At 41.9% G+C, this 14,941-nt stretch carries 14 protein-coding genes; 7 read left to right on the plus strand and 7 right to left on the minus strand.

Features of this window, described 5'->3' with window-relative positions; translation table 11 throughout:
* Positions 1-27: 27 nt before the first annotated feature.
* Entirely contained in the window at positions 28-1,113 is a 1,086-nt protein-coding gene (locus ABWV72_RS05775) for a polysaccharide deacetylase family protein (protein WP_353369259.1), read from the minus strand.
* Between ABWV72_RS05775 and ABWV72_RS05780 the strand changes: the two genes are divergently transcribed.
* A complete protein-coding gene (locus ABWV72_RS05780) occupies positions 1,113-2,459 on the plus strand; it encodes an MATE family efflux transporter (protein ID WP_353369261.1) in 1,347 nt (448 codons plus the stop codon). The genes ABWV72_RS05775 and ABWV72_RS05780 overlap by 1 nt on opposite strands.
* Here ABWV72_RS05780 and ABWV72_RS05785 read toward each other — a convergent pair.
* Entirely contained in the window at positions 2,404-2,682 is a 279-nt protein-coding gene (locus ABWV72_RS05785; protein WP_216047789.1) for a hypothetical protein, read from the minus strand. The two genes, ABWV72_RS05780 and ABWV72_RS05785, sit on opposite strands and share 56 nt — an antisense overlap.
* A 31-nt stretch (positions 2,683-2,713) precedes the next feature.
* Entirely contained in the window at positions 2,714-3,292 is a 579-nt protein-coding gene (gene nfuA, locus ABWV72_RS05790) for a Fe-S biogenesis protein NfuA (RefSeq protein WP_216047790.1), read from the minus strand.
* A 222-nt stretch (positions 3,293-3,514) separates the two neighbouring features.
* Between nfuA and ABWV72_RS05795 the strand changes: the two genes are divergently transcribed.
* Positions 3,515-6,070 (plus strand): M14 family metallopeptidase, encoded by a 2,556-nt coding sequence (locus ABWV72_RS05795; protein ID WP_353369264.1) that lies wholly within the window; start codon positions 3,515-3,517, stop codon positions 6,068-6,070.
* 7 nt (positions 6,071-6,077) lie between these two features.
* Here ABWV72_RS05795 and ABWV72_RS05800 read toward each other — a convergent pair whose 3' ends face one another.
* The gene (locus ABWV72_RS05800) at positions 6,078-6,830 is read right to left on the minus strand and encodes a ComF family protein (RefSeq protein WP_216047792.1); all 753 of its coding nucleotides are present in this window, start codon (positions 6,828-6,830) and stop codon (positions 6,078-6,080) included.
* Between the two features lie 26 nt (positions 6,831-6,856).
* On the opposite strand from ABWV72_RS05800, the gene bioH reads away from it, so the two are divergent.
* Genes bioH through ABWV72_RS05815 form a run of 3 tightly spaced genes read left to right on the plus strand, consistent with a single transcriptional unit; the run spans position 6,857 to position 9,004 of the window.
* Positions 6,857-7,636, plus strand: coding sequence for a pimeloyl-ACP methyl ester esterase BioH (bioH, locus tag ABWV72_RS05805; RefSeq protein ID WP_342805787.1), 780 nt, complete (start codon positions 6,857-6,859; stop codon positions 7,634-7,636).
* Between the two features lie 54 nt (positions 7,637-7,690).
* Complete coding sequence (locus ABWV72_RS05810; RefSeq protein ID WP_342805785.1) at positions 7,691-8,011, plus strand: hypothetical protein; 321 nt, start codon at positions 7,691-7,693, stop codon at positions 8,009-8,011.
* 18 nt (positions 8,012-8,029) lie between these two features.
* Complete coding sequence (locus ABWV72_RS05815) at positions 8,030-9,004, plus strand: putative metalloprotease CJM1_0395 family protein (protein WP_353369267.1); 975 nt, start codon at positions 8,030-8,032, stop codon at positions 9,002-9,004.
* 169 nt (positions 9,005-9,173) lie between these two features.
* Here ABWV72_RS05815 and ABWV72_RS05820 read toward each other — a convergent pair whose 3' ends face one another.
* The 3 genes from ABWV72_RS05820 to bamJ all read right to left on the minus strand — a co-directional run bounded on the left by ABWV72_RS05820 (position 9,174) and on the right by bamJ (position 13,395).
* Entirely contained in the window at positions 9,174-11,522 is a 2,349-nt protein-coding gene (locus ABWV72_RS05820; protein WP_353369269.1) for a Tex family protein, read from the minus strand.
* A gap of 119 nt (positions 11,523-11,641) precedes the next feature.
* Positions 11,642-12,115, minus strand: a complete 474-nt coding sequence (gene greB, locus ABWV72_RS05825; protein WP_216047797.1) for a transcription elongation factor GreB — start codon at positions 12,113-12,115, stop codon at positions 11,642-11,644.
* Positions 12,116-12,663: 548 nt separating this feature from the next.
* Positions 12,664-13,395 carry a BamJ family beta-barrel-assembly machinery protein gene (gene bamJ / locus ABWV72_RS05830; protein WP_216047798.1) on the minus strand — a complete coding sequence of 244 codons (732 nt, stop codon included), beginning with the start codon at positions 13,393-13,395 and terminating at the stop codon, positions 12,664-12,666.
* 286 nt (positions 13,396-13,681) lie between these two features.
* Between bamJ and ABWV72_RS05835 the strand changes: the two genes are divergently transcribed.
* The gene (locus ABWV72_RS05835) at positions 13,682-14,701 is read left to right on the plus strand and encodes a WD40 repeat domain-containing protein (protein WP_353369272.1); all 1,020 of its coding nucleotides are present in this window, start codon (positions 13,682-13,684) and stop codon (positions 14,699-14,701) included.
* 7 nt (positions 14,702-14,708) lie between these two features.
* Positions 14,709-14,924 carry a SlyX family protein gene (locus ABWV72_RS05840; RefSeq protein ID WP_216047800.1) on the plus strand — a complete coding sequence of 72 codons (216 nt, stop codon included), beginning with the start codon at positions 14,709-14,711 and terminating at the stop codon, positions 14,922-14,924.
* The last annotated feature ends 17 nt before the right edge of the window (positions 14,925-14,941 follow it).

A 14,941-nucleotide genomic window follows, 5' to 3' on the forward strand; every position in this document is an offset into this window, starting at 1 on the left:
CCACAAACATTCCCATCAATAACGAGTTTAATCGAGCCAGTTACCATTTTCATCAGGAACAAACCAAGGTTGAGAAAACCAGTAATATTTACCTGAATAAGTGATACTTGGTGCCGTGCAGTTTACCCGTGAGCGTCCCTTTGGCAGCGGTTTTTCGATTGCATAAGTAAACGAATTGTCTTGCCACTTTACATCTATTGGTTGCCCGCCAAAATAACAGGATAGTTGGCTTGTATGCATGTCGTCCAATTTGACTTTAATGGTTTGTGAAGGTGTTCGTTCGCTAAGACTGAGTTGCGGTTCTGCTCGACTCTTACTGATTATCGGCATATCTAAGCTGTTCATTTTGACTTTCAGTGTTTCGAGGTTTGCGTATATCCCCGCAGCTGGGAAACGCGGCAATGCGCCAAAATCACTGTTTTTAGAAATAGCCCCTGATTGCTGCCCAAATCCGATAAACCCCTTTTTGACAAGCGCTTGACTAAGTGCTTGATTGTATTCGCCGTATGGGTAAGCAACATACTTCAAATCGAAGCCTGCATGATGCTTGATACTCTGCTCGGCCTGTTCAATATTTTCTATGGTTTTATCCAACCAGTCCGGTTGTTGGTTATCAATCAGCAAGTGTTTGTGGATGCGGGTATGGTTAGCGAAGCTGACACCTTGTTTACTCATTTTAGCTATCTGTGGCCAATCAAGTTGGTGATTTTGCTTACCGATTAAGTCGGGGCTAATAAAAATGGTATAGGGAAAACCATATTTCAGCAGAATCGGATGTGCGTTGTCAGCAATATTTTGATAACCATCGTCAAACGTAATAGCAACGGCATTTTCGGGCAATGGCAAGTCATTTTGAATGCTTTCAATCAATGTTTGCAGGGCGATTACATTGTGATTTTTTTGCAGATAAGCCATGTGCTCAGAGAATTTCTCAGGGCTAATTGAGGTGCTCGCTGGCGTGTCTGTACTGACATGGTGATATAGTAGAACAACGCCATGAGACGGCGTTGCGTTAACTGCTTTACTGAAGGCAGAAAATAAAACCCCTCCCAGTACTAAAAAAATGAAATAATACTGTAAATTTATTTGTTTACTTGCTCTGGACCCAATCATTGTCTGATCTTCCAACGTCATCTGCTTCAAAGCCTCTATTCTGGCAAAAATCAGCGCATCTAGAAATGATTGCTTTAATTTTCCCGATGTTATTGGCCAATATTACCGCGCCTTTGATGGGATTTGTAGATATTGCGGTACTTGGGCATATGAATGGAACCCATGTTTTGGCTGGCGCATCCGTTGCTTCACTTATACTAACGCAAATTTATTGGATTTGCGGTTTTATACGCATGTCTGCCACTGGCTTAAGTGCGCAAGCGAAAGGACAAAAGTCGACCCAGGCCAGTTTCAAAGTGTTTTATCAAAGCATGTTCAGTGCTGGCATCATTGCTGTTTTATTGTTGCTACTTCAGCAACCAATTTTAGCTATCGGTTTACACTTTTCAGATGCCAATGAATTGGTTTCTCAAGTCATCGTTGAGTATTTTAATGTGCGTATTTGGGGTGCACCAGCGGCATTAGCTAATTTGGCGTTGATTGGTTGGTTACTTGGCCAACAACGAAATAAATTGGTGATGTACAGCCAAGTATTTGCCAATTTACTGAATATCGGTTTGAACTTACTCTTTGTTTTTGTGTTTGATTGGCACGTTGCTGGAGTCGCAGCGGCTACGATGATTGCCGAATATTGTATTACTATCATGGGTTTGTTCTTTGTGTTTAGAGCCGACCGTGTTTTACCTAAACGAGAATGGCTAGGATTAAAAAGTTTAGCTATTTTGACCCGTCTTAATAGTGCAATGTTGATTCGAAACTTAGCTTTGCAAGCCTGTTTAGTTTTTATGACCTTTCAAGGTATTCGTTTAGGGGTTCAAACGGCTGCGATTAATGCGCTGTTAATGCAGTTTTTTGTGCTCATCGCTTTAGGGTTGGATGCTGTGGCATTTGCTGTTGAAGCTAGAGTGGGTGAAGCCAAAGGTGCGTCAAACGATAAACTGCTGAAAGCAAATGTCACTTTAGGACTTTTTTGGTCGAGTGCTTTTGCAATACTTTACACCTTAGTGTTTGTTATCTGGGGTAATAATATTATTCAACTGCTCACTGACTTAGAATCCTTGCAAAAGGCGGCGGGAGCGTTTTTGCCTATTATCTGGCTATTGCCATTAGTGGCACATTGGTGCTTTTTAATGGATGGAGTATTTGTCGGGTTGACCCGTGCCAATGCCATGCGTGATAGCATGTTGATTAGTGCGCTATTGGTGTATTTTCCAGTGTGGTGGTTGTGGCAAGATCTAGGGAATTGGGCGTTATGGATAGCCATGCTTGCTTTTCTAGGAGCCAGAGGTATTAGTCTTTCTGGGTATTTCGTTTGGCTTTATCGCTCGCCTTCTCAAACTGACTAAGGGTTTGCGAGAAACGGTTGGCGAATATGCCTAGGTAACCTTTGGCTGCGAAAATCAGACCCAACGCCAATAATAAAACGCCGGGTATCTGTAACCAAATCCACAGTTTTAAGCCGCCAAAAATGCAAATAACCCCAGCAATAAAAACAGTTAGGCCGATTTTAAAATCAGCCCAACTTTTGTGGGGATTACTGCCCATTTTATACAGCCAGTTTTTAAGCATTATCCAGCGTTAAAAATGTGAAGTGCTATTTTTAGTAATATGAGTGTTCGCCGGCAGTATGCTCAGTCGCATCTTTGACAGCAGTTATCTCACCGGAAAAAGCTTCTAACATTTGCTTTTCAATGCCATCTTTGAGAGTAACATCAACCATTGAACAGCCATTACAGCCACCACCAAATTGCAATATGGCTTCACCTTTATCAGTGATCTCCATCAACATAACTTTGCCGCCGTGGCTGGCTAATTGTGGATTTATTTCCGCTTCAATCATATAACTGATGCGTTCAGCTAAGGGCGCATCACTGTCAACTTTGCGGGCTTTTGCATTTGGTGCTTTCAAGGTAAGTTGAGAGCCCATCTGGTCTGTTACAAAGTCAATTTCAGCTTCTTCTAAAAATGGTGCACTTTCTTGATCAACGACTGCGTCAAAACCATTAAATGTAAGCAATATATCGGTTTTTTCGACGGCATCCGGTGGACAATAAGAAACACCACATTCCGCACTTGGCGTGCCTGGATTGACTACGAATACACGAATATTTGAATCAGGTTCTTGTTTTTCAAGCAGTTTAGTGAAGTGAGCTTGTGCACTTTCAGAAATATTAATCATCAATCATTCCTGATGCTTATAAAATTAGGCGAACAGTTTAACAGAAATACCTGAGTAAAACACTCAAGTAATGTGATTCTGTTATGAAATTTTTAACTATCAAAGAATTGAGGCATACTGTACACCAAACAAGGTGTTCTACTACTTTAGTAGAAGCTGAGTGAGTTTTAAACCTTACTGGTTAGTCAAAATAATAATTAAATCTACTTTAAAGAGTTTTATATGAATTTAAAGCGTTATTGCGCCACTGTACTTTTTTTGTTTTTATCGTTTTCAGCTTCCGCTTTGACTGACTTAGATTATCTTCCAAAAGCCGTTAGTTATGACACCAATATTCCCAAACCAGCTGATATCTTAGGTACTCCTGTAGGAACTTGGCATGCAAGACATGATCAAATAGTTCGCTATATGGAAGTGTTGGCTGAAACGTCCGATCGGGTTAGTTTAACTGACACCGGTAGAACCCATGAAAATCGCCGTCTGCTGTTAATGACTATCACCTCTGCTGATAACCAAAAAAATATAAAAGACATCCAGAAACGTCATTTACAAGTGATTGAGCAAGGGGCCAAATCAAACAGTAGCGACCCGCTGGTACTTTGGATGGGTTACAGTGTTCACGGTGACGAATCGTCAGGCTCCAATGCATCTTTACTAGTCGCTTACTACTTGGCGGCAGCACAAGGGCCTGAAGTAGATAAATTATTAGAAAATAATGTGGTGTTGCTAGACCCATCTATTAACCCTGATGGTTTAGCGCGATTTGCTCATTGGGCGAATATGCATAAAAGTCAAAACCTTGTATCTGATCCAAATAGTCGAGAGCTAAGTCAACGCTGGCCTAGAGGCAGGGTAAATCACTATTGGTTTGATTTGAATCGTGATTGGTTATTGCTGACCCATCCTGAATCTCGTGCGCGTATCAAGCAGTTTCAACAATGGCGTCCCCATGTATTAACTGACTTTCATGAAATGGGATCTAACAGCACTTTCTTTTTCCAACCAGGTATTTCGTCGCGCAAAAACCCTTGGACACCAGAACAAAACGTCAAGCTCACCGAGGCCTTGGCCAATTTCCATGCGGCTGCGTTAGATGACAGCAAACAGTTGTATTTCACTCAAGAAGCCTATGATGACTTTTACTACGGGAAAGGTTCAACTTATCCCGATGCGCTAGGATCTATAGGTATTTTATTTGAGCAAGCCAGTAGTCGTGGGCATTTACAAGATACCGTAAATGGACCTCTTGCATTCTCAGATACGATTCAAAATCAGGTCACTACTTCGTTATCTACCTTCAAAGGCGCACTTGCGAATAAACAAGCGCTTATTGAGTATCAGTCTAGTTTCAATCAAGAAACCAAAGAATTGATTAAAGATGATCGAGTAAAAGGCTATTTAATCAGCGAAAGTCATGACAAAAGTCGCTTTAATGAGCTGATGAAAATTCTACAGCAACATAAAATTGAACATTATCCATTAAACAAAAATGCTGAAATAGATGATCTGACTTATCACTCAGTGGACAGCATATTTGTGCCAACGGATCAGCCGAGATATCGTTTGGTTAAATCGATATTCTCCACTCGTAAACGTTTTGTCGATAATACCTTTTACGATGTTTCCAATTGGAATTTACCCTTAGCTTTTAACCTTCAATACACTGAAGTAGACAAAGGCGACTTCCGAAAACTCTCTTATGCTGATAAGCAAGCTGAATTGAGAGTAGATAAATTACCAGCCTTGAAATCGGGGGCTTATGCATATGGCTTCAGTTGGCAAGATTACAAGGCGCCTAAATTACTGCAGCGATTATTGCAAAGTGGCATAAAAGTCCGTGCCGCAGAAACGGCATTTTCGGCGAAAACCAGTAGTGGAACCATTAGCTTTTCATCAGGTTCAATCGTCATACCTACAGGGCTTAATCAGCCAGACCATATGTTTGCAAAAATTCAATCCTTATCTACCGAGCTGAATATACCTGTTTGGTCAATTGAAAGTGGTTTAACAGGCCAAGGTATTGATTTAGGTAGTTCTAAAATGGCGCCGGTTACCTTGCCTAAAGTGATGATTGTTGGCGGTTTAGGTGTCAATCAATATGAAGCAGGTGAAACTTGGCATTATTTAGATACTCGAGTGGGAATGCCTGTATCTATTATTGATATGGATCGTCTATCCGGATTAGATATGTCTAGTTACACTCACATGATATGGGTCAGTGGAAAATACTCAAAATTGCCAGACGATGTCATTGAGAAAGTCGCCGAATGGGTTGATCAAGGCGGAGTGTTAATTGGTCAACAATCTGGAACTAAATTTTTAAGTGATAATGGCTGGTTAAAAGCCAATTTCATGAAAAAATCGGAAATACAGGATGCCTTCAATGCTAGTAATCTTAGTTTTGCTGACAGAGAAGCATTTGCTGCAAAACAACGTATTGCAGGGGCTGTATTCGAAACTAAACTAGATATTAGTCATCCCCTTGGGTTTGGTTATAGCCGAGCGTTATTACCGGTGTTTCGCAATACTACTGACATACTCATGATGCCCGACAAACCCTTTATTACCGTCGCTCAGTACGCCGAAAAGCCATTAATGGCTGGATATGCCTCTGATGAGATGCAAGATCTTATATCCGATTCAGCTGCCATCGTTGCTCATCGATTTGGCAAGGGGCGAGTCATTGGATTTGTGAATAATCCCAATTTCCGTGGTGTTTGGTACGGGACTAGCCGACTAATGGGGAACGCAATTTTCATGTCCGGATTTATTGATTAATTTAAGATTAGTCAGGTTTATTATTTTTCGGAGTAATGCAAATTGACCACGCGTCAATTTGCATTTGCGGATATTCGCTGCGAATAGCTTCGGCAGCAGAACTCAAGGTTGCTCCCGTTGTTACAACATCATCAAACAAAGCAATATGATTAACCTGCTTCGTTAATGGCTGATTAATTGCAAATGCATCTTTAATGTTTTTTTGTCGTTGCTGCGCTGTCAATTCGGTTTGTGCTAAGGTTTTTTTCGGTCGCGCTAGGGTATCGGTTAAACAGGGGATGCCGCTTTGTTTAGCTATTTCTAACGCAATTATGGCGGCTTGATTATACTTTCTTTGCGCTAATCTAGAAGTGTGCAGTGGAATAGGAATAATTGCTTGCGGTAACTGGGATTGTGGTGGCCTAGCGTGCGCACAGAATAATTGTGCTAAGCCTCTGGCATGGATGCTTTTGTTGTGAAATTTTAACTGGGTTATTAAGTTTGAGAGCGGCCATTGGTATTCGGCAAGTGCAGTTAAACTGTCGAAATTTGCAGAAGATAATCCTAAACACACTGCAACATTGTTTAGTAGGTCGAATTGGTATTTTTCAAGCTCGAAATATGTAATATCACTATCGCAATAATCGCAGATTAAATATCCACTAGGTTGGTGACATAAAACACAGTGCTGATTTAGTTCCAACCAGGTTGTTACTTTTTTACTAAAATTGCGCCATTTGCTAATATTTGCTGACGTAAAGTAAAAGTGACTTAGTCCCATAAAATTCCTTATTAAATGAGAGCCCAATGAGCAACTCCCTTTTTTTTGAAACTCGTGGACAAGGTCCCAATCTAGTCTTACTACATGGTTGGGGGCTCAACAGCGGTGTGTGGGAACCTATTAGCCACATTTTGGAACAATATTTTCGTATCACTCTGCTTGATTTGCCTGGTTTTGGGCGCAATGCAGATGTATTACCGGCTCAATATGACTTAGATTCAGTTTGCAGTATGGTTGCTGATTGCATCCCGGACAAGTCTAGTTTTATCGGTTGGTCTCTTGGCGGTTTAGTCGCTCAACAACTTGCCATTAGCCGACCTGAACAATGCGAAAATTTAGTGCTAGTGGCTAGTTCGCCAAAATTTTCCGAAGCACAGGGGTGGCCCGGAATAAAAGCAAATGTTCTACAGGCATTTACACGTCAACTGGAACAAGACTTCAGTAAAACACTCGACCGATTCATGGCGATTCAAGCGATGGGAAGTGAATCTGCTAAACAGGATATAAAATTAATCAAATCACATATTCAGCAATATCCGATTCCAGATGATATTGCGTTACGGGCAGGGCTAAATATTCTGGCTAACACAGATTTAAGAGCACAAGTAGGTGGTATTAAGTGTCCTACGTTTCGCCTGTATGGACGCCTCGATAGTTTAGTGCCAGCCAAAGCGATCCCTCTCATTGAGAATTCGCAATTGTCTGATTTTACGCATGTTTTCCCCCATGCTTCCCATGCGCCTTTCATTTCCCATCCGGATGAGTTTATTGCTATTTTGTTTAAATGCTTAAACATAACGAGCTAGGTTTCCAATTTAATTGGAATAGGCTATAATTTGCACAGGTAATGGGGGTTATCTATGGCATTTGATGTAAGCAATAATGTGAATTCAGCGATCATATCTGGGACGCTTGGGTTGAACCGTGCGCAGCAAGGTATCACTGAGGCTTCGCTGGGTATTGCGCAAAGCAATAGTCAAGCTCAAACGCCGCAAGACGTGTTAGCAAATGCTGCAACTCAGCAGTTAGGCCAAGTTAGTCAACTACTGCCTACTGGCGGCGACTCCTTGACTGATAACTTACTTTCCCTTCAAATTAATAGTCGCAATGCTTTGGCATCTGGCAAAGTATTGGAAGTGGCCAATGATACGGTTGGTCGTATCATTGATGAGTTGGCTTAGGGCTCAAGGCCGTTTCTGATGAATATTGTCACCCCAACTCCAACAGCAATATTATTCCCCACGAATAATGTCAGTACTGATGCTGCTCGGCGCGACAATCAACAACGAGAAACCATCCCGCAAACTAGTAATGCAGAAAATTCTGCGGCTGAAAGTGGATTGGGCTCGGAGTCAGACCGTGTTAAAACCCCCAGTCAGCAAGTTCAGGTCACCTATGAGCGACCTCAAGCACAACAAAATAATCAAACACAAAATGACCGCACACAAGAAAATTTAGCTGAAAAAGATAACGCTGAAGATCCTAGTGCGGGCAAAGAAGATGCTGAAAGCAAACAGCAACAACAACAATTAGCAGATCAACAAGAGATAGAAGAACTTAAAAGCCGTGATGCCGAAGTACGTTCACATGAACAAGCACATGCGGCAGTGGGTGGGCAATATGCTGCATCACCTACCTATGAATATGAAAATGGACCTGATGGCAATCAATATGCTGTTGGGGGGGAAGTGTCTATCGACATTTCTGAGGAAGATACCCCAGAAGAAACCATCCGCAAAATGCAGCAAGTACGGGCTGCTGCGCTGGCTCCAGCTGATCCTTCCGCACAAGATTTACGAGTTGCTAGTGAAGCAACTAAGATAGCGACGGAAGCGCGTTCTGATATTGCGCGAGAAAAAGCAGAGAGTGCTAAACAAGCCGTCACTAACAATATAGAACAGCAGCTAGGCGACTCGTTAAATTCACAGGGTATTGAGTCTGCGGAAAACCCTATTGCCGCAAACACCCCAAATTTAGATGAAATTGTGGATGGGTTTGCAGCTGAACCACCCACTCGCTCGCTGGACCAAAGTGCCGATGTTGCTAGCTTAGAGCAAAACCGTGAACGTCTTGAAAATAGAGATAGCGGAATTTTACAGCGGGTATCGGTTATTGAAAATTTTTATCAGAAAGTATCTGAACCTCGATCTTCACAATTGCAATTTAGTGCCTAGTCTTTTTGATAAAAGTAAGTATTCACTTACTTTTATATTCTTTGTTTATCTAACCTCACAATATCCGGCTACTGATCCATACAATACTTTTGTTGTCAGTTTCCTCACACACAAGTATTACCCTATGTGTGAGGACAACCTTAACAATTAGCAATTAAGATCAAAAACCTTACTTTTGTTTCGCTTTAGCAAACGCATCCGCAAAGGCGTTACCCATGGCAGCATTACCTTGGGCGGGGGATTTTTTACGATGATTATCTCGGCCTTGGTTTTTAGTCGGCTTGGCGTGTTTATGGGGGCCTCTATTGTCGGCTTTTGAATGATTGTCTCTAGCCCCTTGAGGTTTGGCAGTGTTGTCATCTAACTTCATGGTGAAAGCAATTCGCTTACGCTGCTCATCTACCTCAATGACTTTGACCTTAACGATGTCACCAGCTTTTACCACTTCTCTGGGATCAGAAATAAACTTGTTAGTCATGGCGGAGATGTGTACCAAACCATCTTGATGTACACCTACATCGACAAATGCACCGAAATTAGCAACATTGCTGACTACACCCTCTAAAATCATGCCTTCTTTCAAGTCAGATATTTTTTCAACACCCTCTTTGAATGCAGCGGTTTTAAACTCAGGACGGGGATCGCGACCGGGCTTCTCAAGTTCGGCGATTATATCGGTGACTGTGGGTAAACCGAAATTCTCGTTGGTATAGGTCTCGGGAGATAACGCTTTAAGAACTTCTTTGTTGCCAATCAGATCGTTCACTGCGCAAGCTGTTCTATCCACGATTTCATTCACCACAGGGTAAGCTTCAGGGTGCACCGCTGAGGCATCTAATGGATTGCTGCCGTTAACGATTCTTAAGAATCCTGCTGCCTGCTCATAGGCCTTTGGACCCAACCTTTCAACATTCAATAAATCTTTTCGTTGGGTAAACGCGCCGTGTTGATCACGAAACATCACTATATTTTGCGCTAACGTCCGGTTCAAACCAGATACATGAGATAAAAGTGCGGGAGATGCGGTGTTCACATCGACGCCTACCGCATTTACACAATCTTCAATAACATGCTCTAGAGATTTACCAAGATTACTCTGGCTAACGTCATGCTGGTACTGACCTACTCCGATCGCCTTAGGCTCAATTTTCACAAGCTCAGCCAATGGATCTTGTAGTCTGCGAGCGATGGACACTGCACCACGCAAGGATACGTCCATCCCAGGTAGCTCCTGAGACGCCAACTCAGATGCAGAATAAACCGATGCGCCAGCTTCGCTGACAACAATTTTACGTAGGTTTAATTCTGGCGCTGATTTAATCAGCTCCGCCACAAGTTTGTCGGTTTCCCTTGAGCCTGTGCCGTTGCCAATACTGATTAGCTGGACTTTATACTGTTTGCATAAGTTGGCTAGTGTACGTAACGATTTGTCCCACTGATTTTGCGGTACGTGTGGAAATATTGTGTTTGTCGCTACAACTTTACCTGTGGTATCTACTACAGCGACTTTTACACCCGTTCGTAAACCAGGATCTAAACCCATAGTGACTTTAGCGCCCGCCGGAGCGGCCATTAATAAGTCATTTAAATTACGAGCAAAAACACCAATAGCTTCTTCTTCAGCTTGTTCTCTGATGGCACCAAACAATTCAGATTCCATATGCAATTGGATTTTTACTTTCCACGTCCATTGCACAACAGTCGCTAACCATGCATCGGCAGGCTTACCATTAAATTGCAAATTCAAATGCTCGCGTATGATACTTTCGCAATAAGCACTGCGGTCGTTTTCTTCCCGTTGCGGATCTGCATCAAGGTTGACTTGAAGTAACCCTTCATTGCGCCCACGAAACATGGCTAGAGCTCGATGTGAGGGGACTTTACTGATTTTTTCGCTATGTGCAAAATAATCAGAATATTTAGCTGCTTCTTTTTCTTTACCACTGACCACAGTACTTCGGATATGTGCATTTTGCTGTAAATAGCGACGCACTTTTTGCAGTAACGCAGCATCTTCAGAGAAGCGTTCCATTAAAATATATTTGGCACCGTCTAATGCACTTTTTACATCCGCGACACCGGCCTCTGGATTGACGAAACTCTCAGCTTCTGTTTCTGGATTGAGTTGTTGATTAGCAAACAGCTTGTCGGCTAATGGTTCTAAACCTGCCTCTATGGCAATCTGCCCTTTGGTGCGTCGTTTCGGTTTGAATGGTAAATATAAATCTTCCAATTCGGTTTTATTTTCAGACGCCCGTATCTTTTGACTCAACTCTGGCGTTAATTTGCCCTGCTCATCAATAGATTTCAGGATCACCACCATACGCTCCTGCATTTCGCGTAAGTAGCCTAAACGTTGCTCTAACGCTCTTAACTGCGCGTCATCCAGGCCAAAGGTGGCTTCTTTTCTATAACGAGCTATAAACGGTACTGTTGCACCGCCGTCTAATAATTCAACAGCAGCGTTAACTTGTTTCTGCTCAACGCTGAGTTCGCTAGCAATTTTTTCGATGATCATACAAGACCCTTGATAAGGCGTTATCGCCTTGGAAAACTGAAAATAGGCTAATTAGAGCCCAAAAATAAACAGCCGCAACTTTAACAGTGCAGCTGAAGATAAAAAACACTTAACCGTGGTTATTTTTCATATTCAATACTTTTTATTAACCAATTGAACTCACCGGCCTCGGTGCGCACGGTAGCTTCCTCGTCAACTTCCTTCTTCAATAATGCTCGCGCCATGGGAGAGTCGATGGAAATACAATCTTTACGGGAAAAGATTTCGTCGTAGCCGACAATTTGTAAGCGTAAGGTTTTGTCGTCTTCATTTTCTATTTCCACCCAGGCACCAAAAAATACTTTGCCTTCTTGCTGTGGTGAATAGTCGACTACTTTTAAATGTTTGAGACTTTTTGTGAGATAGCGAATGCGTCTGTCAATTTCTCGCAAACGTTTCTTATTGTACTGATAATCGGCGTTTTCACTGCGATCACCTAAGCTTGCGGCCCAAGTTACCTTTTTCGTTGTTTCAGGACGCTCTACTCGCCATAAGTGTTCGAGTTCATTCTGTAATTGTTGGTAACCCTTGCGGGTAATTAACGGGGTTCTCAAGCAAAAAACCTCTTTTTTATTAAACACTGTTGTGGATACAAAGACTTAGCCAATAGTTGCCAAGTAGTGATCTAACTATAAATTATAACTGCTGTTTTATTAGTCAAAAACGTTCCAAGAAACAGCTAAATTTTGCATGAAAAAAAACAAAATTGGACTATCATTAAACATAGTTAAGCGACGCACTGAAGCGTAAAGTAAATCGTAAAAAAATGTCGTCTTAACCTGCGCTGTAGCTGGCTTTTCTACCGAGTATGTTACAGTGTTTTGTTATATAACGTAAATAAATCGAAGGTGACTTTTTAAGGAGGCCTATCGGTAATAAAAACGTCGGCAATGAACATCAATCCTGTTCAGCCGTGTATACAATTAGGTAGTACAATTTAATTACAAACCCGGGTTTATTTCGGGCCTTAAGGTCGACTAGAAAGACCAATAAAAAACGTGGAACTAGGTACAGCAAGGATCACGCTGATAGCAAAAAATAAAGCCGGAAGTCAAAATGACTTCCGGCTTTTTTATGTATTTAACCTAATAGGAATATTCTATTATTCAACGGCTTCTTTATTTAAGATATCCAGCAACTCAACTTCGAAAATAAGTGTTGAGTTTGGTGTGATTTTACCTGTAGCACGTTCGCCATAAGCAAGTTCTGATGGAATATAAAATTTATATTTAGAACCAACAGTCATTAACTGCACACCTTCAGTCCAACCAGAAATCACACGGTTAAGTGGGAAAGTAGCAGGTTCACCTCGGCTATAAGACGAATCAAATTCAGTACCATCTAATAAAGTACCACGGTAATGTACTTGAACAGTATCTTCAGCTGAAGGGCTATCGCCTTCTGAGGAAATCAGAACTTCATATTGTAAGCCTGACTCAGTCTCAGTGACGTTTTCTTTCTTGGCATTTTCAGCTAACCACTGTTTGCCTTTTTCGATATTTTTCTCTGCTAGTAGCAATTGACCTGCTTGCATTGCTTTATCAATGTCTGCATTCAATTTTTGAATTTCGCCTTGTTCCAATTGAGATTGTGCTTGCATGGCTGCTGCAAAGCCTTTCAAAATTAGTGCTCTATCAAGTTCAACGCCCATACTTTCTTGAGCGGCTAAACGTTGCTCAACAAAACCACCTACGCTTGCGCCAAACGCATAAGCCTGTTCTTCTTCTGCGGATGTGAATTTAACTTCTTCAATCTGTAACGGGTCGGCTTTTTGTTGACAAGCAGTTATGCCGAAAACAGAAGCGACGACAAATGCAATAGCTGCCTTTTTCATTCAATTTCTCCAAAATTTCTAAAAATCAATTTGCTTATTTCCACAAGCAAAAAGTCCAAATGCGTCTTTTTAAAGTTGGGCAGAAGTCCAACGTCCTCAAAAATATTTGCGGGGCAGTTTAAATCTATCTGGATAAACTTGCTAGCAACAAACGACAGGAAAACAGATGCAATAACCACTATATTGTAAGCTATTAACCTTACCTATCGTTGTGAAACGCGCATTTTAAGGTGACTTGGGTATATACTAAACGAACTGACCTAATACACAAACTTGAATAGACAGTATGCACAAAACTGTGGACCGAATAATTTTGCAAAACCGATTTAAATTAATTTGGATAGTCTGTATTTTTGCACTGAGCGCATGCAGTGGCGTGATCAGTGAGCCTGATAAATCTATTCGACATGCTATTGAAGGCACTTATGCGGCAGATATTTCTGCGGATAGTAAGTTGGCGGTAGTCTCTACAGCACAACAGGGAATTCTAGTTTGGGATTTAGTTGAACAAACAGAAAAATATAAGTGGAGTCACCAAGAAGAAGGCCATGTTAATAATACCGTTGGCATAGTGCATATAGCCGCTGATAGCAGCTATGTGGTGACCGCCGATAGAGAAGCTTTTGCACTTTGGAATCTATCCTCTGGTGAACCTGAAGGTTTTTGGCGAATAGATGAAGCAAGTGTTCGCGATATTGCTGTGAGCAACAATGGCCGTGGTGTTTTAGTCGGTCGAGGTAACGGAAAAGCCATGTTTTTCGAACCTGCCACAGGACGCCGCCTCGAGTTTCTGGGACACCAAGAAAAAATAAATAGTGTTGATATTTCGCCAAATGGGTTTTACGCACTGACCGGTGGCAACGACTATGTTGCCTACCTGTGGGATACTCGCAGCGGGCAAGTGATACACCGTTTCACTCATTCAAGTCGCGTCACTAAGGTCGCGTTAGATGATTTAGGTCGTTATGCATTCACCGCAGACAGCAAGCGCGGGGCAAGAATTTGGAACGTGCAAACAGGTGAAGAGATAAGTCAATTATCTTATATACAGCGCCAAAAAATATTCAGTGTCGCCACGTTTTCCGAAGACGGAAAATATTTAGCCACAGGATCACCAGGCAGAGCGTTAAACCTTTGGTCAGTGGAGACCGGCAGTGAAGTACAAGAGTGGCGTGTCACCCCTAAGGAGGGTACGCAACCACAAAGTGCGGTAGTGTATGCTGTGAGCTTCAATCAAAATAATCAGCTATTATCTGAAAGTAGCAGTGGGCTGGCCGAGTATTGGCCATTTGAACAGGAAGATTAGTAAAACAATGAGTACCGATTTACACAGTGAAATAGCGCATCTGCAAACGCAGTTAGCGTTTCAAGAAGACACCATAGAACAACTTAATAAAGCGCTCGCAGATCAGCAGATTCAAATTGATAGAATGGCATTTCAATTGAAACACATGACCGAAAGAATGAAGCAGATTGAGCCGTCAAATATTGCTGATTCCAGTGAAGAAGCACCGCCACCTCATTATTAGAGTTGCCTATCAACAAG

It is taken from the genome of Aliiglaciecola sp. NS0011-25 (assembly GCF_040370605.1).
In the GTDB taxonomy this organism is placed as follows: domain Bacteria; phylum Pseudomonadota; class Gammaproteobacteria; order Enterobacterales; family Alteromonadaceae; genus Aliiglaciecola; species Aliiglaciecola lipolytica_A.